The organism is Streptomyces sp. QH1-20 (assembly GCF_041283565.1).
GTDB lineage: Bacteria > Actinomycetota > Actinomycetes > Streptomycetales > Streptomycetaceae > Streptomyces > Streptomyces syringius.
The window spans coordinates 7,982,608-8,008,866 of the sequence record NZ_CP166299.1 but is presented as its reverse complement, the minus strand read 5'-3'; the positions used below and the strand labels follow the sequence as shown (position 1 = coordinate 8,008,866).

Here is a 26,259-nt window from a genome sequence, read left to right as displayed (position 1 = left end):
GCTCGCTCTGGGAGCGGCGGTCAGCGCGCACACTCCGGAGCCGACGCGGCGCTCGCCGTCCACAGTGATCCTCCTGGGTCACGCGTCCCAGGTGACCGGGAGGCTCTTCACCCCGTAGACGTCCGCGGTCTCCGGGCGCAGGCTGACTTCGTCGGCCGGTATGGCCAGGCGCAGCGTGGGGAAGCGGTTGATGAGTGCGAGGAACGCGACCCGCATCTCGACGCGGGCCAGTTGCTGCCCCAGGCATTGGTGGATGCCGTGGCCGAAGGCCAGGTGCCCGCCGTTCTGCCTTTGGAGGTCGAGCACATGGGGGTCGGCGAAGCGCTCGGGGTCACGGTTGGCGGTGCTGTACGACAGGATGACGGGCGAACCGGCCTCGATGGTCCGGCCGCCCAACTCCACGTCCTCCAGCGCCGTCCTCAGGAACGTCTTGGCGACGCTCAAATACCGCAGCAGCTCCTCCACGGCCCGGTCGGCGAGCGCGGGATCGGCGCGCAGCGCTGCCAGTTGCGCCGGATTGCGCAGCAGGGCGAAGGTGCCCAGCGCGAGCATGTTGGCGGTGGTGTCGATCCCTGCCGCCAGCAGAATCAGGGCGATCCCCCGCAGTTCCTCATCGGTCAGATCGCTGTCGGTGAGGTCGCTGAGCACGTCGTCGGTGGGGTTCGCGCGCTTGGCTGCCACCAGCTCCGCGAGGTAGTGCTGGGTCGCGGTGTAGGCCGCGATCAGCTCCTCTTCGCCGGTCTCCCCGTCCATGAACGACTCGACCTGCTGCTGGAAGGATCCCCGGTCCTCGTACGGCACCCCGAGCAGTTCACAGATCATGACGGCGGGGATGGGCTTGGCGAACGCGGTCACCAGGTCGGCCGACGGCCCGGCCTTCTCCATCGCGTCCAGGTGCTCGGCGGTGATCTGCTCGACGCGCTCGGTGAGCTGTCGCATCCGCCGCACGGTGAACTTCCCCGCCAGTGGCTTGCGATAGCGCCTGTGCTCCGGGTCGTCCATGAGGAGGAACTCACCGGGCGCCGCCGGAGGGACCTCGATGTCGCCGTAGTCGATGGTGGGGTGGTGACGCATGAGTTCCTTGCGCGAGCTGAACCGCGGGTCGGCCAGGACCGACCTGACGAGGTCGTATCCGGTGATCAGCCAGCCGGGTGTTCCACCGGGGAAGGTGTATCGGCTGATGGGGCCGTGCCGGCGGGCGTCGATCAGCTCCGCCGGCGGGTCGAAGGGGCAGCCGGGCTGACGCGCCGTCGGCAGTGTCGTGACGGTGTGGAGGGACTCACTCATGACCATTCCTCATCTCGCGATATGACGTGTTTGATACATCCCGAAAGCTACGTTGCGTTCAAGATTGCGTCAATCACCAGGAAGGCATAACCCCAGGCGGTAGGGGGGAAATTGATGCAATGACCCTGCGCTCGAATGCAACGGTTCGTTGCAATGGATGGCGGCGAAGGCAATGCTGACGCCATGCCGGAGTCGGCCGACCGGCGACGCGCCCTCCTGACGTGATGGGTCTCAGCCGAACACCCCGGGGAGCCGGCCCACCGGTTCCGGCCGAAGGCGCGCTTCTTTAACCGCCACCCATGCGTTTCTTAAGCCCGCCATAAATAGCGGGGCCGGGCCCACCATTCGACGATTGGTCCGATTCGTTCTCGCTAGCGTGCTGCCGCGTCACCCCCCAACTCATGACAGGCAGGTACGCGATGGGTTCCTCCGCACATCGCCGACGAGTCAGCCGCAAGGCGAAGCTGGTCGGTATCGGCATCGCCGTGACGCTGGCGACGGGTGCCGCGTTCACGCTCACCGGTACGGCCGGCGCCGCGCCCGTCGGCGCGGCCTTCTCCCGGACCAACACCTGGGCGGGCGGCTACACCGGACAGTTCGTGGTCACCAATGACACGGCCAAGGAGCTGCCGCACTGGACGTTGACGTTCGAGCTGCCCGAAGGCACGAAGATCACCTCGCTGTGGAACGGGAAGCACACGGTCAACGGCCGGAGCGTCACCGTCGAACCGGAGAGCTGGAACGGGACCATCGCCCCCGGCAAGTCCGTGACCGTCGGCTTCGTCGCGGCCGGGGACGGGGCGGCCGGCGGCCCGGTCTCGTGCCGGATCAACACCGGCAAGTGTGCGCCGGACGACTCCCCCGGCCCGCGGCCCACCAGCGAGCCGACGTCCAAGCCCACGCCCGGAGCCACCTCCAAGCCGACGTCCAAGCCGTCGCAGCCGCAGCCGACCGCGAGCTCACCGGCGCCGGGCGGCAAGAGCGCCGCCTTCTCCCCGTACGTCGACACCCTTCTCCACCCCGCATACGACCTCGTGGGCACGGCCAAGAAGACCGGTGTCAAGAACTTCAACCTCGCCTTAGTCACCTCCGGCGGTGGTTGCACCCCCAAGTGGGGCGGCGTGAGCGACATCGGCAGCAACCCCGTGGCCCAGCAGATCGCTCCACTGCGCCGGGCGGGCGGCGATGTGCGGGTCTCGTTCGGCGGCGCCGCCGGCTCCGAACTGGGCCTCGCCTGCTCCTCCGTCGACGAGCTCGCCGCCGCGTACGGCAAGGTGGTGGACGCGTTCAAGCTCACCAAGGTCGACTTCGACGTGGAAGGGAGCGCACTGCCCGACACGGCCGCCAACACCCGGCGCGCCCGGGCCATCGCTCTGCTCCAGAAGAAGCACCCCGGACTCGATGTGTCCTTCACCCTGCCGGTGATGCCCACGGGCCTCACCCAGGACGGCGTCGATCTGGTGGAGAACGCCAAGAAGAACGGCGTGTCCATATCCACGGTCAACATCATGGCGATGGATTACGGAGCGTCCTTCGACGGCGACATGGGGCAGTACGCCATCGACGCGGCCACCGCGACACAGGCACAGGTCAAGGGCGTACTGGGGCTGAACGACAAGGCCGCGTGGAAGGCCGTGGCGGTCACCCCCATGATCGGTGTCAACGACGTGGCCACCGAGATCTTCAAGGTCGAAGACGCGGCTCAGCTGGTGACGTTCGCCCGGTCCAAGGGGATCGGCTGGCTGTCGATGTGGTCCGCCACGCGCGACAAGCAGTGCCCCGGCGGTGCGCAGAATTCCGCTTCCGCGACCTGTAGTTCGGTCCTGCAGGACGAACTCGCCTTCACAAAGGCCTTTGCCGCCCTCCAGGGCTGACGCGCTCCCTCTTTTTCCTCCACCCCCCTTGTTTCCTCCCCCTTCCCCCCACACCGCCCCGCACGCACGGCACCCCCCCCACCTCGCGCCGGCGTGCGGGGCACCCCTCACCCCACAAGGAGAACCCATGCGCATGCGTCACCAGGCCGTACGGATATCCCTGGTCGGTATCGCACCCCTCGCCCTCGCCGCACTGACCGCCGGACCGGCCACGGCGCACGGTTCCATGACGGATCCCGTCAGTCGTGTGTCCGCCTGTTTCGCCGAGGGACCGGAGCATCCGCGCTCGGCCGCCTGCAAGGCGATGGTCGCCGCCGGTGGCACCCAGCCGCTCTACGACTGGAACGAGGTCAACATCGGCGACGCCGCCGGGCGCCACCGCCAGATCATCCCGGACGGCAAGCTGTGCAGCGCCGGACGCGACAAGTACAAGGGCCTGGACCTGCCGCGCGCCGACTGGCCGGGGACGAAACTGGCTTCGGGAAAGCACACCTTCCGCTACCGGGCGACGGCTCCGCACCGCGGCACGTTCGAGCTGTACATCACCAAGGCCGGTTACGACCCGAAGAAGCCGCTGAAGTGGGCGGACCTGGAAGCGAAGCCGTTCGCCAAGGTCACCGACCCCACGCTGAGGGACGGCAGCTATGTCTTCGACGGCACGATCCCGAAGAGGTCCGGCCGTCACCTGGTGTACAGCGTCTGGCAGCGCTCCGACAGCCCCGAGGCCTTCTACACCTGCTCCGACGTGGACTTCGGCAAGAAGGCGCCGGCAACGAAGGCACTGGCACCGGCCGCGTCCGCTCCCAGCGACGAGCAGATCGCCCAGGCAGCCGGAAAGTCGACGGTCGACCACGGCGGTCACGGTGGTGACGGACCCGGCGACGGCGGCCACGGAGAAGGCCTGCACGCCAAGAGCGGACTCGCCGAAGGCGGACACGGCGAGAACACACCGACGGGGGACGGACACGAGCCCCGCACCGCGGCGAAGGCCGCGAACGCCCCGTCCGCGCAAGGCGGGCGTCTCGCCGAGACCGGCGGCGACAGCCGTACGACAGTGCTGGCCGTCGGCGGCGCCGGGGTCCTGGCGGCCGGTGCCGCCACCCTGATGCTGGCCATGCGACGACGTTCCGCGCGCGACCACGGCTGACACCGACAGTGTCCGGCCCGGTGCCGACCCAACGCCCCTGGGAATCGAGGGGCCCTGGCACCGGGCCCGGACACCGCGGCGCGCTCAGCGGTAGTCGTCCTCGTTCAGCTCCACCACCCGGGCCTGCTCCGCCCGGTCACGCTCGTCAGCGGAGTCCGGATCGCCATCGGCGAGAAACGCATCGCACTGCCGAGCGAGGTAGGCGTGCTGTTCCGCCGAGTCGACCTCCAGTGCTTCGATGGTGGCGGTGCCCTCGGCCTCGAAGGTGTCAGGGTCTGTGGGGTCTACGGGCACGGTCGCCTCCTGGCAGCTCGGCTGGTGGATCTCGCCAGAGTGCATGTCCCCCGCAGCACCGGCCGCAGCAGCCCGAGTCGCCATTTCACCCGTGCGGAGGAGATCATCGGATGGCAGGGCGGACAGCCCGCCCTGCCGCCTCGGACCGCAGCCCCCTCCCCCCTGGAGCGCTGAGCAGCAGATGAGCAGCGATCCCACCGATGCGCCCACGCCGGCTCCCCCGTCGGCCACCACCCGGAACGGGCCGGCTGTCTCCCGTGAGGAGTTCGACGCGCTCTTCGAGACGGTCCGCGCGTGGGGCCGGTGGGCGCCCGCCGATCGTGGGGCGTGGAACCGGGTGACCGCGGACCATGTCCGGCGAGCCACCGCCCTCGTCCGGTCGGGCACTGTCGTGGCGATGGCGCGTCCGTGGGACACCGTCCCGGGCCCGGACAACAGCAAGCCGGCGTTGCGATACCTGTCCGATCTCGGTGACGTGGAGCCTCCGGAGCCCTCCACCCACAAGGACTTCATCGGCGCCGACTACCACGGCAAAGGCGTCAGCCATCTGGACGCGCTGTCCCACATCGCCTACCGCGGGCAGCTCTTCGACGGCGGTACGGCGCGGGAGCTCGTCGGCGCCGGTGGCGCGCGCTTCGGTGATGTGTCGGCACTGGGACCTCTCGTGACCAAGGGGGTGCTCCTCGACCTGCCCGCTGTTCTGGGGACCGCCTGGCTGGAGCCCGGGCAGGCGGTGCGTACCGCGGACGTCGTCGCCGCGGAGGAGGCGCTCGGCGTGGAGATCGGCGAGGGCGACGCGGTGCTGCTCCGGGTCGGTCGCTTCCGCCGCCGCCGGGAGCTGGGCGCCTGGAACCTCGATGCGGCAAGTGCGGGCTTCCATGTGGAGGCGATGCCCCTGCTGGCCGAGCGCGGTATCGCCCTGCTCGGCGGTGACGGGGACAGCGATGTACGGCCCTCACCCGTCGAGGGCCTGCATTCACCGGTCCACGCGCTCGCCGTCGCCGCGATGGGGGTGCCGCTGTTGGACAACCTCGACCTGGAAGCGCTCGCCGCCACCGCTGCCGGGACGGGGCGTTACGAGTTCCTCCTGACGGTGGCCCCCTTGAACATCCCCGGCGGTACGGGCTCGCCCGTCAATCCGATCGCGGTCTTCTGACAGCCGAGACCGTCGGGGCGGATGTGCCCGGAGACGGCCCCGGCGGCCTGTGTCACGCAGCGTGCCCCCACGGCACCCGTCTGCGATCAGTGCCGTTATGTCGGCAAAGTTCTAAAATGGAACAACCGTGCAGCCGCCCCGACGCATGGGTGGCCATGGCCGCACGCACCGATGAGGGAAGTGGTTGGGATGGGGCTCGTGGCGGAGGACATCGGCCCCGCTCTCGCCCGTGAGCAGTTCCTCGGCGGGGGGTCGGTGGAGGGGGCGGTACGCAACCCGATCCTGAGCTCGTGGCAGCGTTGCCGGTCCCTGGGGCTCACCCCGGACGGATGCGAGCTTCCCTTCGTCCAGGATCTCGATCTGGACGGCCGCCTGGTCCGCGCGGCCACCCCCGTGCTGGACCGGCTGCGGACCATGTTCGACGGCAGGAGCATGAACGTGGCTCTCGCCGACGAGCGCGGAGCCGTACTGCAGCGCCGTTTCGGCGAGCCGTCCATGGTCCGGCATCTGGCCCCGATCCAGAGCGTGCCGGGCTTCGTGTTCGCCGAGGAGTTCGGCGGGACCAACGGCATCGGGCTGGCGATCGCGGAAAGGCGTCCGATCAACATCTACGGCGCCGAGCACTTCGCCGAACGCTCCCAGTCAAACGCGTGTTCAGCGATTCCCGTCCGGGACCTGCTCAGCGGCCGCATCGAGGGAGTCCTCTGCTTGGGCTATCCGCACACCGACGCGGATCCGGCGCTCGACATCGTGATCCGTAAGGCTGCCGGCGTCATCGAGCACCGGCTGCTGGAGCAGAGTTCCGTGCGGGAGCGCGCCTTGCTGCAGGCGTACCTCGACGCCAAGGGCCTCGTACCGGCCGGCGGTGCGAGCGGCGACGGGCAGCCGGGCGAGCTGGCCGCGAGCGGGCTGGACTGGCGTGACCAGATGATCCTCAAGGAGCAGGCCGCCGAGCTGATCTCCTCGGCCCAGCGGGCCGCCGTCGAGGTGTCCCTGCCCGGCGGCAGGCGGGTCACCCTGCTGAGCCGTCCGGTGACCAGCGCCTCCGGGGTGGAGGGCGTCGTCATCGAGGTGGTCCTCCCCTCCGGGCACGAACGCCTCACCGTCTCCACCGGAGCCGACGCGTCACCCGGCCTGCTGACGCCGCAGACCGCCCTCGTTCCCGGCGTCCCGCCGCTCGGGCCCCCTCCCGGCTCCGCACCCGGCCGGGCGGCCACGACGGCCCGCCCGCCGCGCACCGCCGACGGCTCGGGCACGTCCGATGTCCGCGAAACCACCGACGCCGGGACCAGCCGACTGGTGCTGGTGGGCGAGCCGGGAGTGGGGCAGTACGCCGTGGCGGCCCGACGCCGCCTGGAGCTGCTGTCCGAGGCCAGCACCCGCATCGGCACCACCCTCGACGTGAGCCGCACCGCCCGGGAACTCGCCGAGATGGCCGTCCCGCGCCTGGCCGACTACGTCACCATCGACCTTCCCGAGGCCGTGCTGCGCGGTGAGGAGCCGAGCGACCCCCGCAAGGACCTCCACCGCACGGTGGTCCACGGCATCCGCGACGACTGCCCCTTCTATCCCGCCGGTGAGCGGGTCGACCTCCAGCCGGTCACACCCCAGCTCCGCTGTCTGACCAGCGGAGAGGCCGTGCTGGAACCCGATCTGAGGTCCGCCGCGGGCTGGATCGCCCAGGACCCCGAGCGCGCCCGGCGTCTCCTCGCCCACGACGTCCACTCCTTGATCACCGTCCCCCTCCTCGCCCGTGGCATCGTCCTGGGCATCGCGAGCTTCTACCGCGCGCGGGACCCCGCCCCCTTCGGGGACGACGACCGTTCACTGGCCCAGGAACTCGCCACCCGCGCGGCCATCTGCATCGACAACGCCCGCCGCTACACCCGCGAACACACCATGGTGCTCGCCCTGCAGCACAGCCTGCTGCCGCGCGGTTTCCCCGAGCAGAACGCCGTGGAGGTCGCGCACCGCTACATGCCTGCCGAGTCCGGAGTCGGCGGGGACTGGTTCGACGTCATCCCCCTGTCCGGCACCCGCGTCGCCCTCGTCGTCGGGGACGTCGTCGGCCACGGGCTGCATGCCGCCGCCACCATGGGCCGGCTGCGCACCGCCGCCCGCAACTTCGCCGAGCTGGACCTCGCCCCGGACGAAGTCCTCACCCACCTCGACAATCTCGTGGGACGCCTGGACCGGGAGGAATGCAGCGAGGACCCCTCCCCCGGCAACATCGGCATCATCGGCGCCACCTGCCTGTACGCCATCTACGACCCCACCTCGCAGCTGTGCACCATGGCCCGGGCCGGGCACCCCCCGCCCGCGCTGGTCGGCCCGGACGGTGCCGTCACCTTCGCGGAGCTGCCCGCCGGCCCGCCCCTGGGGCTGGGCGGCCTTCCCTTCGAGACCGCCGAATTCCACCTCCCCGAAGGCAGCCAGCTGGTCCTCTACACCGACGGGCTCATCGAGGACCGCGACCGTGACTTCGATACGGCCCTGGAGCAGCTGCGCCGGGCCCTGTCCCACCCGAACCGCCCGCCCGAGGAGACCTGCCGGGCCGTCGTCGAGGCCGTGGTACCCGACCACCCCGCCGACGACATCGCCCTGCTCGTCGCCCGGACCCACACCCTGGACCCGCACCGGATCGCCACCTGGGACCTGCCCGCCGACCCCGCGCTCGTCTCCTCCGTCCGCGGCTCCGTCACCCGCCGGCTAGCCGAATGGGGACTGGAGGAGGTCGCCTTCGCCACCGAACTGCTGCTCAGTGAGCTGGTCACCAACGCCATTCGTTACGGCTCCGACCCCATTCAGGTGCGCCTGCTCTACGACCGCACACTGACCTGCGAGGTCTCCGACACCAGCAGCACCGCCCCGCATCTGCGGCACGCGGCCACCACCGACGAGGGCGGCCGGGGACTGTTCCTCGTCGCGCAGCTCTCCCAGTCCTGGGGCACCCGCTACACCGCCGACGGCAAGGTGATCTGGGCCGAGTGCGCTCTGGAGGTGCCCGCGGCGAAGGCGGGCCCCGCCGAGGTGTATTTCGACAACATCGACGACATTCCCGCGATCTGACAGCCCATCCGGCATCGGAGCCGGAAGGGGCCGTAGCATGACGGAAATGCGGTAGCCGATCCCGATAAGTCCTGCGGGAAGAGCCCTGAGGGGCGAGCCCTGCGGGAAGAACCGAAGAGGCCGACTCCCGGAGGAGTTTCGTGCACGACGCTCCTGACATCCGTCCCCTCCCGGGCCGTGGCCCGAAGCCTCTCGTCCGCATACGCGGTCTCAGCAAGCGGTTCGGCGGCACGCTCGCCCTGGACGCGGTCGACCTCGACATCGGATCCGGCAGCGTCCTGGCCCTGCTCGGCCCCAACGGCGCCGGAAAGTCCACCCTCATCAAGGTGCTCGCGGGCGTCCAGCACGCGGACGAGGGCGAGGTGACCGTCGCCGGGCATCCGCTCGGCACCGAGGCGGCCTCCCGTGCGATGTCGTTCATCCACCAGGACCTGGGACTGGTCGGGTGGATGACGGTCGCCGAGAACGTCGCCCTGGGCACCGGATACGCACGCCGGGCGGGGCTCGTGTCCTGGCGGCGGACCCGTCGGCAGTGCGCCGAGGCCCTGGCCACGGTCGCCGCGCACCTCGACCCGGACGCCGTCGTCGCGGACCTCACCCGGGCCGAACGCTCCCTGGTGGCCATCGCCCGCGCGCTGTGCACGCGAGCCGAGCTCATCGTCCTGGACGAGCCGACCGCCAGCCTCCCGGCGGCGGACTGCGCCCGGCTCTTCGACGTCCTGCACACCCTGCGCGACCGCGGCCACGCCATCGTTTTCGTCACCCACCGGCTCGACGAGGTGTACAAGGTCGCGGACACCTTCGCCGTCCTGCGCGACGGCCGCCTCATCAGCCAAGGCCCGCTCGCCGGCCACGACCCCGCCCGGCTGGTGCACGACATCGTGGGCTACGAACCCGGCGGCCACCGGCTCGCCGCCCCCGCTGCGGGTCCGGCCGTCCTGAGCCTCGATCGCGTACGGACCGAGAGCACGGGGCCGGTCAGCCTGCGCCTGCGCGCCGGTGAGGTTCTCGGCATGGTGGGCCTCACGGGCGCCGGGCACATGGAACTGGGCCGCGCGCTCGCCGGCTCCCGGCCGATCATCGAGGGCCGGGCCCTGCTCGACGGCCGGCCGTACCGGCCGGGCACGGTCACCGCCGCCGTCGACGCCGGCATCGGCTTCGTGACCAGCGACCGTCAGGAAGAAGGCTGCGCCCCCGAACTGACCGTGCGCGAGAACTTCCTCGCCAATCCCAGGGCCGCGAGCCGAGGCCTTGGGGGCAGGCACTGGATCAGCCCCGGGCGCGAGCGCGCCGAGGCCACCGCCCTGATCGAACGGTTCTCCGTGCGTCCCCGGGACAGCGAGGTCCCGATCGCCACCCTGTCCGGGGGAAACCAGCAGAAGGTCATGATCGGCCGGTGGCTCGGGCTGAGCCGAAGGCTGCTGATCCTGGAGGAGCCGACCGCCGGAGTGGACGTCGGCGCCAAGGCCGCGATCTACGGTCTGCTCCGGAACGCGCTCGCCGGGGGTCTGGCCGTGCTGCTCGTCTCCACCGACTTCGAGGAGGTCGCAGGCGTGTGCCATCGCGCCCTGGTGTTCGTCCGCGGGACCGTGACGGCGGAGCTGAGCGGTGACGCCCTCACCGTCGCCGCACTGGCCGGCGCCGCCTCGAACATGGACGCCCTCACCGGGACGCCCGGACGGTGACCCCCGCCCGCGCCCCCTCGCCCCGTCCCCCGCTGAGCCGCCGGTTCGGACACCTCATCGGCGCCTACGGCCTCCTGGCCCTCGGCGCCCTGCTGTTCCTGGCCTTCTCCCTCACGCTGCCGGACACCTTTCCCACGCTGGACAACGTCTCCGCCGTCCTGTCCAACCAGTCGATCCCCGCGATCCTCGCGCTCGGCGCGACGATCCCCATCGCCACCGGCAAGTTCGACCTGTCCATCGGCTACGGTCTCGGCCTCGCGCACGTCATGACGATGCAGCTCATCGTCACCGAGGGATGGTCCTGGCCCCTCGTGTGCCTTGTGGTGGTCCTCGGTGGGGCCGTCGTCGGCGCCGTCAACGGTCTCGTCGTCGAATGCGCGAGGATCGACTCCTTCATCGCCACCCTCGGCACCGGCAGCATCATGTACGCCTTCACCGGCTGGATCACCGAGGGGGCCCGGATCGTTCCCGGCCCGCACGGTCTGCCGGCCGACTTCACCGCCCTCCACGACTCCCGGTTCCTCGGCCTGCCGGTAGCGGCCTTCTACGTCCTCGCCCTCACCGCCGTGCTGTGGCTGCTCCTGGAGCGGCTGCCCTTCGGCCGGTACCTGTACGTGATCGGGTCCAACCCCCGGGCGGCCGACCTGGTGGGCATCCCCTCCCGGCGGTACGTCGTCTGTGCCTTCGTCGGCTCGGGTCTGGTCGTCGGCGTCGCCGGTGTCCTGCTCGCCGCGCAGCAGCAGATCGGCAATCCCAGCGTCGGCATGGACTACCTGCTGCCCGCCTTCGTCGGCGCACTGCTCGGTTCCACGGCCATCAGGCCCGGCCGCGCCAACGCCCTGGGCACCCTCGTCGCCGTCACCGTCCTCGCCATCGGCCTCGCCGGCATCGGACAGCTCGGCGCCCAGTTCTGGGTGACCCCGCTGTTCAACGGCGCCACCCTGCTCATCGCCGTCGGCCTGGCCGGTTATGCCGCGCGCCGACACCTGCGCCAACGACGGACGGAATCCTCCCGGGCACCCCATGCCCCGCCCGGAGCCGCCTCGTGACCGCGGCTGCCCGCTCGACCGCCATCCCCTCCGCGAGGAGTGCCCGTGCCCGTGCATACGAACCGCAAGTCCGTCCTGGCGGGTGCGGTCGTCCTGGCAGCGGCGGCCACCGTCCTCGTCGGTTGTGAGCGCGGTGCGTCGACCGGAGCCGCGCCCTCCTCCTCGGGGCCGGCGAAGGCCGGCTGCCCTGCCGCCCTGGCCAAGGCCGAAGCGGCCGTCCGGCGGGCCGAGAAGACCGACGCCCCGTGGAACGGCCCCATCAGGGGACCCAAAGCGGTCTCCGGCAAGAACATCGTCTACGTCGCGCAGACCATGACCAACCCCGGCGTCGCCGGCGCCGCCAACGGCGTACGGGAAGCCGCGAGAGCCATCGGCTGGAACGTCCGGGTGATCGACGGCCAGGGCACCCCCGCGGGGATCCAGGCGGCGTTCAGCCAGGCCATCGCCCTCCGGCCCTCCGGGATCGTCATCGGTGGCTTCGACCCCCGTCTGACGTCACAGCAGGTCGAGAGGGCCACCGCGGAGCACATTCCGCTCGTCGGCTGGCACGCGGTCGACTCCCCCGGCCCGAGCAAGGACCCCGTACTCTTCAGCAACGTCACCACCAGGGTCGAGGACGTCGCGAGGATCAGCGCGGACTGGATCACGACACACTCCCACGGCGACGCCGGTGTCGTCGTGTTCACCGATGCCTCGATTCCGTTCGCCAGGAACAAGTCCGAGCTGATCAAGAAGGGCCTCGCCGCCTGCTCCGGCGTCAAGCTCCTGACCGAGAAGAACATCCCCCTCTCCGACACCAGCAATCGGACTCCCCGGGAGGTGTCCTCGCTGCTCTCCCGCTTCGGGGAGAAATGGACCCACTCCGTCGCCATCAACGACGTCTACTTCGCCGACGCCGCCCCGGCCCTGCGCGCGGCCCGCAAGAAGGGCGCCGCGGCCCCCTTCAACATCGGCGCGGGCGACGGCGACCCCTCCGCCTTCCAACGCGTCAACAGCAGGCAATTCCAGGCGGCCACCGTCCCCGAGGCGCTCTCCGCGCAGGGCTGGCAGATCGTCGACGAGTTCAACCGCGCCTTCTCCGGCGAGCCCGCCAGCGGATACGTCGCCCCCGTCCACATCGCCACGGCCGCCAACAGCGGTGGAAGCACGGCCTGGGATCCGCCCGGCTACCGCGCGGCGTACCGGAAGATCTGGGGCGGCCAAAGCTGTTGCTGACGATGCCGCCCCGGCACGGCACGTCCCGGCGGGCCACTCGGTGGGCGCCTCGCACAAGGGGGTGCCCGCCCGCCTCGTCGTCAATCCGCCAAACCCCTTTCGCCACACGCCGGTTGTTGTAGATCATGTGTGTCGTATCGGTGGCGGCGGTGGCCGGGTGTACGGGCTCCGCGCAGGGCCACGTGTTCTGTCCCGAAGGAGAGCGATCCGGTGATGCACGCTTCAGGAAGTCTCCCGCGAGTCCGGCTGTCAGCGGTCCTGGCCAGCTTCCTCGCCCTGGTGGCGGTGTCCCTTCCGCCCTCGCCGGCGCGGGCTGCCGGCAGCGCGGGGACCGGCCCTGTGGAGCCCGGCGTCCCCTACTACCTGGTGGCCACGAAACTCGACCGTGGGCTCACCGCGGAGGCGAACTCGGTGCGCTACGCGGACCGTGCGGGAGACCGCGGAATACCCGTCGTCTTCGAGAAGGACAACAACTCCACATGGGGTGACGGGTATCAGATCAGACTGCAGCGCCAGGGCAGTACGTCCATGCTGTGTCACTCCTACCACCGCCGGATCGTCCTGATGGACAGCTGCCGGCAGAATCCCTGGATGCTGGTGTCCACCGGGGACTCGTTCCGCATCAAGACACGGTGGGACGGCTCCTACCTGTACTTCGCGGCATCCCGCGCCTTCCCCAACGACAAGGCGCTCTACTGGAAGGACCAGTACGGCGAGGGCGACCTCGACGCCGTGGAATTCACGGTAGTCAAGGCACGCTAGGGCACCGTGCCGGGCAGCGAGTGAGGGGGCCGGGTACCTGAGGTCCTCGCCCGACGGCCAGGCCGTGCGGCGCGGTCACCAGGCGACCGGCAGGGTCTCCGGTCCCCGGATCAGCGCGGCGCGCTGCCACGCGATCTCCTTCGCGGGCACGGCGAGCCGCAGGTCCGGGAACCGGGTGAGCAGGCCGGAGAGCATGATCTCGGACTCCAGTCGGGCGAGCATCGAGGCCAGGCAGAAATGCGGCCCGTGTCCGAAGGAGAGGTGGGGGACGCGCGGCCGGTCGATGTCGAGCTCGTCCGGGCGCTCGAAGACGGACGGGTCGCGGTTGGCGGTGAGGTAGGAGGCATAGACCACTTCGCCTGCGGCGATGACGGTGCCGCCGACCTCCACGTCCTCGGTGGCGATACGGGCGATGCCCACTCCACGGCGGTGCGGGACCCAGCGCAGGAGCTCTTCGAGAGCCTGTGGCAGGACCGCCGGTTCGGCCCGCAGCCGGGCTGCCACGCCGGGCTCGGTGAGCAGGGCGTAGACCATGTTGGCGCTGTTGTTGCGGACGGCGTGGGTGGCGCTGATCTGGATCAGCACGGCCAGGGCGACCGCCTCCGCCTCGCTGAGTTCACCGCTCGCCACCGCCGCGGCCAGGTCGCCGGCCAGATCTTCTCGCGGTTCGGCGCGCCGGCGCCCGAGGAGCGCGGTGAAGTACTCCCGGATCTCGGCCTTGGCCGCCTCGCTCTCCTCCCGCGTGAACGCCGCCGTCAGGAGCATGCCCGTCCAGTGCGCCATGCGGGGCCGGTCGGAGGGGGGTACGCCCATCACTTTGCTGATGACCATCAACGGCAGCGGGCCGTTGAGATGCTCCATCAGGTCCGCCGGGCTGCCGTGCCGCTCCATGTCGTCGAGCAGTTCGTCGGCCGTCCGCTGCACGAAGGGCCGGAGCCGCTCCATACTGCGGGTGGAGAAGGCCCGGGCGACGGCTTTGCGCAGCTGGGCGTGGCGGGGCGGATCGGCGAAGCCCACGGCTTCGTCCTGAGGGATGGTGTGCGGGGACAGCCTGGTGACGGACCGGCCGATCAGCGCCCGTCGGCTGAAGCGGGGGTCGGAGGTCACCAGTTTGACGTCCTCGTAGCGGGTGACGAGCCAGGCGTGGCCCTCCCCGTAGGGCAGCCTGATCCGGGCGATCGGCTCGTGGCGCAGCAAGTGGGTCATGAACGGGTCGAAGTCCAGGGCCGGCAGGTCGTCGACTGCCCAGTCGTGGGCCGGAAGCGGTCCTGTCGTGGAATCGGTCGTCGTCATCGGCGTGCCCCCATCGTCCTTCGGCTGTCACCCCGACCGCCGCCCCGCCGCCGTGAGGCTGACCTGATGATTCCCATAGACCGTTAACCGCATCCGCGGTGTCACCCGTACGAGGGACGTCTCTTTTTTCTGTTGTTCATTTCCGTCCGGAGACTCAGAAAGCGGAGTCGGCGAACCAGCGCGTCAGCAGGTCTTCGTTCCCTCGCACGTCGAAGGCGTCCGCGCCGCGGTCGAGTCGGCCGTACATGAGCTGCAGCAGATCCGCGGCGGCGGCGTGGATCTCCGCGTCGGCCGGCGTGGCCGTCTCCGTGCTCCCGTGCTTCGGCTCGACGCCGAATCCATCGGGGCGGAGGTGGACCAGCCACTCGCCGCTCGTATCGGCGCATCGGAAGCGAAGGGTTTCACCGTCGCCCCGCAGATTGTCCACCTTGGGGGCGAAGAACGCGGCGAAGGGCAGGTTGACGAGGAACTCGTCCACACCGTCGGTGGCCAGGTCACGGTCGATCACGGGGTGGAGACCGAGGGCGAGTTCCGCGTCGACGCGGTGCATGAGCGTCTCGAACAGCATCCGCCGTACCCAGAACCTGGCATGCTGATCGGCTCCCCATGCCCACATCGGAGCGTCCGGGTCGACGGTCGTGAAGGCGCTCGCGGCCTCGGCCGCGCTCGCCGTCAGCCAGTCCGGGTAGCCGTCCTCCCGCGTCGGCAGGCGCAGTTCCACCTCGCGGCTGCGTGGCGGTTCCTGGACGCGTTGCCGCAAGAGGGCCGAGAACCAGCGTTGGACGCTGCCGGTGTGCCGGACGAGGTCGAGGAGCGTCCACCCCGGGCAACTGGGAACAGGGGTCGCCAGGCTCGCGCCCTTGACCACGTCCACGAACCGGGCGGTCTCCGTCGCGATCGTCTCGCGGTGGGTGGCGGGGGCAGATCCCCAGCCCGAATGATCCGGCGTCTTCACTGCGCCTCGGTTTCCTGTTCTTCTCCGGCCCGGCGGCCTGACCGGCCGGGCGCCTTTGCACAGCCTGTCACAACGCCTTCCCCGCTCTGCGGGCACCTCCTTCCTTCCCGCCCGCAGTGCGTCGGTGACTCCGCCCGCATCGGGGCGGCGGCATCTTCCCGAACGAGTGATTCAGCGACGGCGTTGTTTACCGGGCGGCCGAGATATTCCATGCTCCACACGAAGAGCGTCGACATACGAAGAAAACGCGCACGTTCCTACCGAGGCGGCGAATATTTCCTGTGGCATTCTGAGGCACTCTCACCGGGGGGTATCCGGCCGTCACCGCACGGGACGTGCCGCGTACATGGCTGTGCCGTGCCCGCTTTCGATGCCCGCCCCTCTTGTCCGATAATAACGAGGTTCCCATGCTGGATGCGGTGGAATTCCGACTGGCCAGAACTCCGATCGCCATCGTCGGCGTCGCCGGAATGTTTCCGCAGGCGCATGACGTGCGCGAGTTCTGGTCCAACGTGGTGTCCGGCCGGGACTGCATCACGGAGGTACCGGAGAGAGGGGCATGGCGGGTCGCGGACCACTACGACCCCGATATGTTCGCCGAGGACAAGACCTACGCCCGTCGTGGCGGCTTCCTGCCGCCGACGGTCTTCGATCCGGTCGAATTCTCCATGCCGCCCGCGACCTTGGATTCCATCGGACTGATCCAGTTGCTGAGCCTGCGGGTAGCGGGAGAGGTCCTCAAGGACGCCCGGTGCGAGGGGGCCGATTGGTACGACCCGGCCCGTACCGGCGTCATTCTCGGGGTGTGCGGCCAGAGCAGCACCGTCGGGCCCCTGGCCGCCCGCCTCTACGCCCCGATCGTCAGGGAATCGGCCCTGAGCTGCGGGCTGTCGGAACGGGACGCCGACGAGATCGCCCGCAAGTTCAAAGCGGCCTCGCCCCCGTGGACCGAACAGAGCTTTCCCGGGAGCCTCGCCAATGTCATCGCCGGGCGCATCGCCAACCGGTTCGATCTCGGGGCCGCCAATTGCACCGTGGACGCGGCGTGCGCGAGTTCCCTGGCGGCGGTGCGCATGGCCGTCGGCGAGCTCGTGGAGCACCGCGCCGATCTCATGGTCACGGGCGGTTGCGACGCGGACAACTCCCTTCTGGCGTTCATGTTTTTCAGCAAGACCCCGGCGCTGTCGCCGAGCGGGCTCATCAGGCCGCTCGACCGGTCAGCGGACGGCACCCTGATCGGCGAGGGGATCGGCATGCTGGCGCTCAAGCGGCTGGCGGATGCCGAGCGCGACGGCGACCGCGTCTACGCCGTGCTGCGCGGGCTGGGCGGCTCCAGTGACGGGCGGACCCAGAGCATCTACGCACCCTGCGGTGCGGGCCAGTTGGAGGCGTTGCGGCGCGCCTACACCGATGCCGACACGCCCGTGGGGTCCGTCGAGCTCATCGAGGCCCACGGCACCGGGACCACGGTGGGGGACGCCACCGAACTGGCGGCCCTCAGCACGCTCCTGGAGGACTCCGGCGACGGGGGCGGGCGGGTGGCGATCGGCAGCGTCAAGTCCCAGATCGGTCACACCAAGGCCGCCGCCGGCGCGGCAGGGCTCATCAAGACCGCCCTGGCCCTGCACCACAAGCTGCTCCCGCCCACCATCAACGTCGACGAGCCCCACGAGAAGGTGGCCGGCAGCGGCGTCCTCTACCTCAACACCCGGGCCCGGCCGTGGGTGCGCGACCCGCGGCGCCCCGTCCGCCGCGGCGGGGTGTCCTCCTTCGGCTTCGGCGGAGTGAACTTCCATGCCGTCCTGGAGGAGCACCGGCCCTCCGACGTGCACGCGCGAACCCTGCACGGCGCCCCGAAGACCTGCCTCTGGCACGCCCCGGACCCGGAAGCCCTGCTGGAGCTGCTCCGGGAGGGGGCCGATCCGGAGCCGGCCGGGCCGGTCCCCGCCCACCACGCCCGGCTGGGCATCGTCGCCACCGACGACGACACCCGCGCGGCGCTGACGGCCGAGGCCGTCGACCGGCTCGGGGCCGACCCCGACGCGCAGAGCTGGAGCCTGTCCGGCCGCGCCCACTACCGGCGGGCCGCTCTGCCGGCCGGTACGAAAGTGGCAGCCCTCTTCGCCGGCCAGGGCAGCCAGTACGTGAACATGGGGCTCGACGCCCTCCTGTGCGTTCCCCCGGTGCGCGACGCCTTCGACGAGGCAAACGCACTGTGGTCGGGCGAGGAGGACTCTCTCGCCCAGGTGGTCTATCCCGTGCCGGATCGGCACGAGGCACCCGAGAACGCGAGAAGACTGCGGCGCACCTGCTACGCCCAGCCGGCGATCGGCGCACTGGCGATGGGCCAGTACCGCTTCCTGTCCGAGCTGGGGTTCGCTCCGCAGGCCCTGCTGGGGCACAGTTGCGGCGAACTGACCGCGCTGTGGGCCGCCGGAAGCCTCACCGACGAGGCCTGTCTGACGCTCACGCGCAAGCGCGGGCAGGCGATGGAGCCACCGGCCGTCGACGGCCACGACCCCGGCGCCATGGCCGCGGCCCGTATGTCCGTGGACACCTGGGAGGGCATGGCCGCCGGGCACCCCGAGCTGACCTTGTGCAACCTCAACGCGCCGGACGAGCTGGTCGTCGGCGGTCCGACCGCGGCCGTCGACCGATTCGCCGCGGAGTGCGCCGGGGCCCGGCTCGCGGTGCACCGGCTGCCTGTCGCCGCGGCGTTCCACACCCCGCTGGTCCAGCACGCCGCGGCGGACTTCGCCGAGGCCGTCGCCGAGGTGGATCTGTGCCCTCCCGCGACGCCGGTCCTCGCGAACACCCCCGGCGCGGCCTACGGCACCGACCCGGTGGCCAACCGCCGTACCCTCGCCGAGCAGCTGCTGCACCCGGTGGACTTCGCGGGACGGGTGCAGCAGCTGTACGCCGACGGCTTCCGGGTCTTCGTGGAGTTCGGGCCGAAGCAGGTCCTGTCCCGGCTGGTGCTGCGTACTCTCGGCGAGGACGAGGTGGAGGCCGTCCCCACCGACCTCGGGCCGGACGCCGACAGCGCGGCGGCTCTCAAGAACGCCGCCCTGCGGTTGGCGGTGCTGGGTGTGGAGATCGCCGGCATCGACCGCTACGACGCCCCCGCCCCGCCGCAGCGCCCCGAGCCGTCCGCGGTGGCACGGCTGCTGGAAGGTCACGCCTTCGCGGTGGAGGCCTGCCGACCGCGCTACGAGGCCGAACTGGCCAATGGCTACCGGTGCACACCCGCGGTCCCGGCTCCCGCACCCGCGCCCGCCCCGGAGAGGACGTCCCCGGACCGGACGGACAGCGCACTGGCCCGCGCCGCGACCGAGCAACTAGACCTCCACGCGCAGTACATGGAGAGTCAGCTGCACACCGCCCGCCGACTGGCCGACCTGCTGGACCACCGGAGCGAGGACGAGGCGGACCCCGCCCTGCTCTCCCGGGTCGAGGCCGTCAGGGACCACAGTGTCGCCCTGAGCCAGGCGCACATCCGCACCCACGAGATCATGCTCGAATTCGCGCGCCTGCGACACGGGGCCACTGCCGAGACCGGTCCGAGGGACGCCGACAGCGCGCGGGCGCCCTCCGTCGGACCACGGCCGGACAGCACGCACACGTCGGCCGAAGACGCACCCGGCGCATCCCACCCCGCGGAAGGTGCCCACCCGCCGCACGCCATGGTCGTGCCCGCGCCACGCCCCGCCGTCACCGGCCCCGCCACGCACGGGACGGCGCAGGACGGCCCGCCGGACACCGCCCCCCAGGAGGCGGTCGCGCCGGACACCGCTCCGCACCCCGTGGATCCGGCGGACATCGAGCGGGTCCTGCGTCAGCTCGTGGCGGAGAAGACGGGGTACACCTTCGACATGGTGGAGCCCGGTCTGGACATCCAGACCGATCTCGGTATCGACTCCCTCAAGCAGGTGGAGATCGCCGCCGAGGCATGGCGCCGCTACCCCTTCCTGCCGCGTGAGGAGATCTACCGGTTCGCTCAGGCCCGTACCGTCCATGAACTCACCCTCCTGCTGACGGAGATCGCCGCCCCGGGCGCCGCACACGGGAGCACCGTCCAACAGGTGCCACTGGGGCGGGCGTTCGTGACGCTGCACCCGTTGCCGGAGGCCGATGCCCTCGCCGATGCCTATGGGCCGCACCCCACGGCGCTGTTGCTGGACGACGGCAGCGCACTGGCCACGGGGCTCGCGCAGGCCCTCGAGGGACAGGGCTGGCACACCCGACGGCTCGCCCTGCCCGGAGTCGGGGCAGACGGCGAGGACCGGTGGGTCCTCGACGGCTGGCACGAGGAGACGCTGAGCGAGCAGATCGGCAACGCACTGGCATCGGTCGAGCGGCTGGACCTGTGCGTGCTGCCCGTCGGCCGCGCTGATCGTTTGGACACCCCCACGGCGATCACCCGGCTGAGCCACGCCGTCCTCGTCGCCAAGCACCTCGTCCCCGCCCTCAAGGACACCGCGGCCGCCGGGCACCGGGCGGGTGTGGTGACCGTCACCCAGATGGACGGGGCGCTGGGGCTGGCCGGCTCCGGCGGTGATCTGTCCCAGGCCCTGACCGGCGGCCTGGGCGGCCTGGTCAAAGCCCTCGCCGTGGAGGAACCGGACCTGTTCTGCCGCGCGCTGGACTTCGCTCCCGGCCTCGCCGGCCCCGCGGTGGCCGACCGGTTCCTCCGCGAGATCAGCGACGCCGCCGCCCTGCGCGAGATCGCGTGGGACGGCACCACACGACACGCCCTCACCGTGTCCGGTACCCCCGCTCCCCTCCTGCCGGCCACGCCCGTCCCCACCGCCCCCGAGCCCCACGACTTCCTGCTGGTCACCGGCGGAGCGCGCGGCATCACCTCGTGGTGCCTCACCGCTCTCGCGGCCCACCACCCGTGCGGATTCCTCCTGCTGGGCCGTACGCCGTTGGAAGACCTCCCCGACTGGGCGACCGGGCTCGACAGTGAACCGGCGCTGCGCGACGCCTGCGCCGAGCGAGCCCGGGCCGAGGGCCACGACCCCGACGACCCGCGCGTCCGCGAGTCCCTGGACGCGCAGGCCCGACACCTGGACCAGCAGCGGGACATGCACACCACCCTCGCCGCACTCCGTTCCCACGGCGCCGAAGCGGTCTACATCGCCGCGGACGTCGGGGACGCCGCCGCGGTCCGGGCGGCGCTGTCGCCCTACGCCGAGCGGGTGACCGGCGTGATCCACGGTGCCGGTGTCCTGGCCGACCAGCCTCTGCGGGACAAGAGCGCACAGGACGTCGCGCGGGTCGTGGGCACCAAACTCACCGGGCTGACCAACGTCCTGGACTGCCTCCCGGCCGACCGGCTGCGCCACCTCGTCGTCTTCACCTCCGTGTCCGGCGTCTACGGCAACGGCCGCCAGACGGACTACGCGATGGCCAACGAGGCACTCAACCGGTTCGCCTGTGCCTGGAAGGCCGGGCACCCGGACTGCCGGGTCGCGGCGCTCGCCTGGGGCCCCTGGCGCGGGGGCATGGCCTCGGAGCAGGCCCAGGAGCTGTTCCTCCAGATGGGGCTGCCGTTGCTGAGCCGGGAGGAGGGCCGCGCGTACTTCGTCGAGCAGATGACCGCCGGGCACAGCGACGACCTGGTGACCGTCCTGGGCCCCACCCGATCGGCCTTCCAGGCGCCCCCGCTTCCCCCGCGGGGCGCGGACCTGCTGCGTGACCTCGACGGCTTGGCCGCCGAGCCCGTACTGCACGACCACAGCATCGACGGGCGTCCCGTGCTGCCGATGACCGCCGCCGTCGGCTGGGGGCTCAACGCGGTGGAACGCGCCCGCCCGGGGCGGCCGGTGACGGAGGTGCGCGACTTCTCCGTCCGCAAGGGCCTCGTCCTCGACGACACCCGGCCTCCCCGCGCACGGATCGCGATGCGCCCGCTGGGTGACCAGGGTGGCACCGGCGTCCGTGTGACGATCCATGACGACGACGGGACAGCGCCGCTGCCGCGCTACGAAGGCGTGTTCCATGCGTCGGCCGGTGCGCTCCCCGCGCCGGGGCGGCTCCAACTGCCCTCGTACCGGGCCGGGGAGGACCGCCGTCACCCCGCCTATGACGAGGGCTTCCTCTTCCACGGCCCCCTGTTGCAGGGCCTCGGCCCGGTCCTGGCCGAGGACGACACGGAACTGACGGTCCTCGCCCGGCTCCGGGACCCGGAGCTGGCCCGCGGAGCGTACTCCGGCGCGCTGTACAGCCCCGCCCTGGCGGATCTGCTGCTCCAGGCCGCGGCGCTCCTCGGGCGGCGGGTGTGCGGGCACCGCTGTCTGCCGGTCGCCGTGGAACACGTGGAGCTCTTCGCCCCGCTGCCCGACGACGAGCCCTTCGTCATCGTCGCGGTGCTGAGGGAACACAACCCGCTGGAACTCACCTGCACCGTCACCGCCTGCACCCCCGACGGGGACGTCCTGCAGCGATGGAACGGCCTCAAGGGAATCGTGGTCGCGCCGGAACTGGCGAGCAGGGCCGCATGGCCGGCTCCGGAACCGCTGAGCCTGTGATGCCGAAGCCACCCGACTTCCCCGACCAGGCAGGGACCATGGACGAACTCGGATTCGACGGCCCGCACTTCGTCACCCCGTGGTGGCCCGAAGCGGGGCAGGATGTCCCCACCACCCCGCCCGCGCCCCTGCTTCCACCGGCCCGGGCGACACCCTGTCACCCCGGTGACACCACGCACCTGACCGACGAGATCGCCCACCTGGCCCGCACAGCCCACCGGGTGACGCTCCAGGCGCACCAGGCGCTCGGGGAGTGGATCCTCGAAGGCACCAGCCGGCCGTTGCCCACGCGGGCCGAGGACAACGGTCTTCCGGGGCCGCTCGCCGTCCTCGAAGCCGGTGAGGCCGCCTTGGCACAAGCCACAGGCCACGGGCCGGCCGCAATCCGCACCACGTTGACCTGGCACCACGACCTGCCACCGCACACCACCGGACTGCGGGCCCGGGCCACCGTGTCCGGGCCCGAGCCGGGGGCCCACACCTGGGCGGTTCATCATGAGGGCCGGCTGGTCGCCGAAGCCGAAGGCACCACCGGGTGTGCGGCGGAAGACGCATCGCCATGGCCGGATCGGGCGCTACCGGAGTATCCACGCCGGTTCCGGCCGCTGGCCCGTACCACCCGTCATCGGATCGATGCGTCGGATCTGGCCCTGCTGGCCGCCGGACGCGCCGACGAGGTGTTCGGCCCTGCCTTCCGGCTGCCGGGCGACCGCCCGGCCCCGGCCGGAGCGGACGGCTTCCGGTTCCTCGACGAGGTCACCTTCTCCGGCCTCCGCGCCGGCCGCTACCGGCAAGGGCATCTGACCGCCACGACCCGGCCGGCCCGGCCGGGAGACCGGGCCGGTTGGGCGTCTCTCCTCGAAGCGGCCTGGCAGGCCCTCCAGCTCCACGCTCTGCGTCTCGGGCTGCACCTGTGCCTGCCCGCACCGCGATTCCACCCGTGGAACGGCGAGGCGACCTGCATCGACGTACCGGACACCACCCGGCTCGGCGGACCGCTGACCCTGGAGGCCGACATCGTCACGGTGGGCCTCGCCCCCCGGCCCCATGTGGTGGCGGACGTGGGTGCCCTCGACGGACCGCACCTCGTGGCGCGCCTCCACGGCGTGGGAGTGGTGCTCCGGGAGGAACCGGGGGTGTCCATCGGTCCCCGCGAGGCCGCGCACACGCTCCGGCACACCACGGGCGGCGAGCCGACGTACACCCACGAACTGCACCTGGCGCACGCCGCCGAAGGCGATCTCGGCGTCACCTACGGGCCGTCCGGAAACATCTCGTCCCAGCGGATCCGGCCCCGCCCGCCCCGGGGCGACATGCTGATGGTCGACCGGATGCTGACCGCCCCCTACCGCCAGGGCGAGTACCCGACCGGGGTGACGTACACGACGGAGTACGACGTGCCGGACGACGCGTGGTATCTCGAGGAGAACGCGGGCACGGCCCCCCATCTGCTCTACCTGGAGACGTCGACCCAGGCGGCGGCGTTCGCCGGAGCCGCGACGGGTGCCGGACTGGAGTATCCACGGGAAAATCTCACGACCCGCAACCTCGAAGGGCAGGCGTGCCTACTGCGACCCGTGGACCTGCGCGGACGCACGATCCGCCAGCACACCACGCTGCTCGCCCACATCCCGCTGCCGGGGGCGGTCCTCCAGCGGTACGGGTACGAACTCACGCTGGCCGACGACACCTTCTACCGCGGACAGACCGTCCACGGCTTCTTCACCGAACCCACCCTGGCGCAGCAGCAGGGCATGGACGCGGGGCTCCTCGTCCCCCCGTGGCTGCACCGCCGGGAGACCCCGCCGCCCACCGTCCGGACCCTCGACCTCGATGGTGGTCCCCGGCCGGGCCGTGGCCGGCTCGATTTCCTGGCCGGGTCCGAAGCCGAGCTCGTGGCGGACGGGGGAACGCACAGAGCCGGTTACCTGCTGTGCACCAAGCCCGTCCACGCGGACGACTGGTACTTCGCCCACCACTTCCTTCACGATCCCGTCATGCCCGGCTCCTGTGGTGTCGAGATGCTCTTCCAGATGGTCAAGGCATTCCTCTTCCACACCGGCGTCATCACCGAGGGCCGGCTCCACACCCTCACCCCACGCCCCGGCGCGGAACTGCGGTGGACCTACCGGGGACAGATCCTGCCGCAGCACCGGGAGGTGCAGGCCGAGGTGCACCTCCGCGACATCCGCCGGGAAGCGGGCCGGCTCGTGGTCCGGGCCGACGGCAACGTCTGGCGGGACGGCCTGCGCGTCTACGCCGTGGAGAACATCGCGCTCCAGGACGACACCGACCACCGGACGGGAGTGACGGCATGAGCGTGCGCTTCGGCCCCGCGCGGGTCCGCGAGGTCCTCGAGGATCTGGACCGGCCGTGCTACGTGGTCAGGGCCGACGGACGCATCGGCACCACGTCCCATCCCCCGCGGCCGGGCAGCGGGGTACAGATCCTCGCCGCCGCACCACCGGTGTCCACCCGCCAACTGGGGTCGGCGGCCTTCCTCCGCGACCACGGGGCCGAGCAGCCCTACATGGCGGGATCCATGGCGGGCGGCATCTCCTCGGAGGAACTGGTCATCGCCCTGGCGCGCACCGGCCACCTGGCGTCCTTCGGCGCCGCGGGCCTGTCCGCCGACCGCATCGAGCGGGCCGTGCTCCGCCTCCACCGGGACGCGCCCGGCCTGCCGTGGGCCTGCAATCTCATCCACAGTCCGGCGACCCCCGAGGCCGAACGGCAGGCCGTCGACCTCTATCTGCGCCACCGGGTGCGCTGTGTCGAGGCATCCGCCTTCCTCCAGCCCACCCCCGACCTCGTCCGGTACCGGGCAGCCGGGCTGCGGGGAGGGCCCGGCTCGGCGGTACGCGCCGACAACCGGGTCGTCGCCAAGGTCTCCCAGGCCGGGACCGCGGAGTTCTTCCTGCGTCCGGCGCCCGCCGAACTCCTCGCCGGGCTGGTCCGCGAGGGGCGCGTCACCGCCGGCCAGGCGGAGCTGGCCGCGAGGGTCCCGCTGGCCGATGACATCACCGTGGAAGCCGACTCCGCCGGACACACCGACCGTCGCCCCCTGGTGACCCAACTTCCTCTGATCACCGCTCTGCGTGACCGCGAAGCGCTCGCGGGGCGTCCCGGCGGCACGGTGCGGATCGGCGCCGCCGGCGGCATCGGCACTCCGCAGGCCGCGTTCGCCGCCTTCGCCCTGGGGGCGGCCTACATCGTCACGGGATCGGTCAACCAGGCCTGCGTCGAGGCCGGGACCTCGGCCGCGGCCAAGGCCCTCCTCGCGGAAGCGGAGATCGGTGACTGCGCCATGGCCCCGGCGGCCGACATGTTCGAGATGGGCATCGACGTGCAGGTCCTCAAGCGGGGCACGCTCTTCCCTGGCCGGGCGGCATGGCTGTACCGGCTGTACCGCGAGCACGAGGGTCTCCACGACCTGTCCCCGCAGGACCGCGGCCGGCTGGAGGAACAGATCTTCCACCGCCCCCTCGACGAGGTGTGGCCCGAGGTGGCCGCCTATCTCCGCGCGCACCGGCCCGGTCAGGCCGAGCGCGCCGAGCGCACTCCCAAGCTCCGCATGGCTCTGGTCTTCCGCTGGTACCTGGGCCTGTCCTCCCGCTGGGCGTCCCACGGGGAAGCGGACCGCGCCGGCGACTTCCAGATCTGGTGCGGCCCGGCCATGGGCGCGTTCAACGCCTGGGTCGACGGCACCCCGTGGGCCGCGCCGGGCAACCGCCGGGTGGCGGACATCGCCCGGAGCCTGCTGCGAGGCGCCGCCTACCACAGCCGCCTGGCGCAACTCCGTTTCGCCGGAGTGACTCTGCCGCCCTCGTGCGCCACCTACCGTCCGCCGACCGGGGCGCCCCACGCCGTGGGCGCGCACGGGCGGCCGGAGCGACCGTCGCTCTCCGGCGTCCAGTAGCTCCAACGGCGCGGGGGCAGC

General features: G+C 71.5%; 15 protein-coding genes. 11 read left to right on the top strand and 4 right to left on the bottom strand.

Going from position 1 to position 26,259, the window contains the following annotated elements:
- Positions 1 to 78: 78 nt before the first annotated feature.
- The gene (locus tag AB8O64_RS35125; protein ID WP_370423712.1) at positions 79 to 1,287 is read right to left on the bottom strand and encodes a cytochrome P450; all 1,209 of its coding nucleotides are present in this window, start codon (positions 1,285 to 1,287) and stop codon (positions 79 to 81) included.
- A 419-nt stretch (positions 1,288 to 1,706) separates the two neighbouring features.
- Between AB8O64_RS35125 and AB8O64_RS35120 the strand changes: the two genes are divergently transcribed.
- Positions 1,707 to 3,161 carry a cellulose binding domain-containing protein gene (locus tag AB8O64_RS35120; RefSeq protein WP_370424061.1) on the top strand — a complete coding sequence of 485 codons (1,455 nt, stop codon included), beginning with the start codon at positions 1,707 to 1,709 and terminating at the stop codon, positions 3,159 to 3,161.
- Between the two features lie 127 nt (positions 3,162 to 3,288).
- Positions 3,289 to 4,308, top strand: coding sequence for a lytic polysaccharide monooxygenase (locus AB8O64_RS35115; protein WP_370423711.1), 1,020 nt, complete (start codon positions 3,289 to 3,291; stop codon positions 4,306 to 4,308).
- Between the two features lie 84 nt (positions 4,309 to 4,392).
- On the opposite strand, the gene AB8O64_RS35110 is transcribed toward AB8O64_RS35115, so the two are convergent.
- On the bottom strand, positions 4,393 to 4,602 hold the full coding sequence (locus AB8O64_RS35110; protein WP_370423710.1) for a hypothetical protein: 210 nt from the start codon (positions 4,600 to 4,602) through the stop codon (positions 4,393 to 4,395).
- 181 nt (positions 4,603 to 4,783) lie between these two features.
- Between AB8O64_RS35110 and AB8O64_RS35105 the strand changes: the two genes are divergently transcribed.
- The 6 genes from AB8O64_RS35105 to AB8O64_RS35080 all read left to right on the top strand — a co-directional run bounded on the left by AB8O64_RS35105 (position 4,784) and on the right by AB8O64_RS35080 (position 13,538).
- Positions 4,784 to 5,758 (top strand): cyclase family protein, encoded by a 975-nt coding sequence (locus AB8O64_RS35105; protein ID WP_370423709.1) that lies wholly within the window; start codon positions 4,784 to 4,786, stop codon positions 5,756 to 5,758.
- A gap of 189 nt (positions 5,759 to 5,947) precedes the next feature.
- A complete protein-coding gene (locus AB8O64_RS35100) occupies positions 5,948 to 8,827 on the top strand; it encodes a SpoIIE family protein phosphatase (protein WP_370423708.1) in 2,880 nt (959 codons plus the stop codon).
- A 140-nt stretch (positions 8,828 to 8,967) separates the two neighbouring features.
- A complete protein-coding gene (locus AB8O64_RS35095) occupies positions 8,968 to 10,512 on the top strand; it encodes a sugar ABC transporter ATP-binding protein (protein WP_370423707.1) in 1,545 nt (514 codons plus the stop codon).
- Positions 10,509 to 11,561, top strand: a complete 1,053-nt coding sequence (locus AB8O64_RS35090) for an ABC transporter permease (RefSeq protein ID WP_370423706.1) — start codon at positions 10,509 to 10,511, stop codon at positions 11,559 to 11,561. The genes AB8O64_RS35095 and AB8O64_RS35090 overlap by 4 nt, the downstream gene beginning before the upstream one ends.
- Positions 11,562 to 11,612: 51 nt before the next feature.
- Positions 11,613 to 12,776 carry a substrate-binding domain-containing protein gene (locus tag AB8O64_RS35085; protein ID WP_370424060.1) on the top strand — a complete coding sequence of 388 codons (1,164 nt, stop codon included), beginning with the start codon at positions 11,613 to 11,615 and terminating at the stop codon, positions 12,774 to 12,776.
- A 210-nt stretch (positions 12,777 to 12,986) separates the two neighbouring features.
- A complete protein-coding gene (locus AB8O64_RS35080) occupies positions 12,987 to 13,538 on the top strand; it encodes a hypothetical protein (protein WP_370423705.1) in 552 nt (183 codons plus the stop codon).
- 75 nt (positions 13,539 to 13,613) lie between these two features.
- Here the strand turns inward: AB8O64_RS35080 and AB8O64_RS35075 are convergent, their stop codons facing one another.
- Both AB8O64_RS35075 and AB8O64_RS35070 read right to left on the bottom strand, forming a co-directional pair.
- A complete protein-coding gene (locus tag AB8O64_RS35075; RefSeq protein ID WP_370423704.1) occupies positions 13,614 to 14,831 on the bottom strand; it encodes a cytochrome P450 in 1,218 nt (405 codons plus the stop codon).
- Between the two features lie 154 nt (positions 14,832 to 14,985).
- Positions 14,986 to 15,786: a maleylpyruvate isomerase family mycothiol-dependent enzyme gene (locus AB8O64_RS35070; RefSeq protein WP_370423703.1), complete on the bottom strand. Its 801-nt coding sequence runs from the start codon at positions 15,784 to 15,786 to the stop codon at positions 14,986 to 14,988.
- Between the two features lie 407 nt (positions 15,787 to 16,193).
- Here AB8O64_RS35070 and AB8O64_RS35065 point away from each other — a divergent pair, with 407 nt between their 5' ends.
- From AB8O64_RS35065 to AB8O64_RS35055, 3 genes are read left to right on the top strand one after another with little or no spacing between them, the layout of a single operon-like run.
- The gene (locus AB8O64_RS35065; protein WP_370423702.1) at positions 16,194 to 22,319 is read left to right on the top strand and encodes an SDR family NAD(P)-dependent oxidoreductase; all 6,126 of its coding nucleotides are present in this window, start codon (positions 16,194 to 16,196) and stop codon (positions 22,317 to 22,319) included.
- Positions 22,319 to 24,637, top strand: a complete 2,319-nt coding sequence (locus AB8O64_RS35060) for a 3-hydroxyacyl-ACP dehydratase (protein ID WP_370423701.1) — start codon at positions 22,319 to 22,321, stop codon at positions 24,635 to 24,637. Before AB8O64_RS35065 ends, AB8O64_RS35060 begins: the two co-directional genes overlap by 1 nt.
- Positions 24,634 to 26,238, top strand: coding sequence for a PfaD family polyunsaturated fatty acid/polyketide biosynthesis protein (locus tag AB8O64_RS35055; protein ID WP_370423700.1), 1,605 nt, complete (start codon positions 24,634 to 24,636; stop codon positions 26,236 to 26,238). The genes AB8O64_RS35060 and AB8O64_RS35055 overlap by 4 nt, the downstream gene beginning before the upstream one ends.
- Positions 26,239 to 26,259 lie beyond the last annotated feature (21 nt).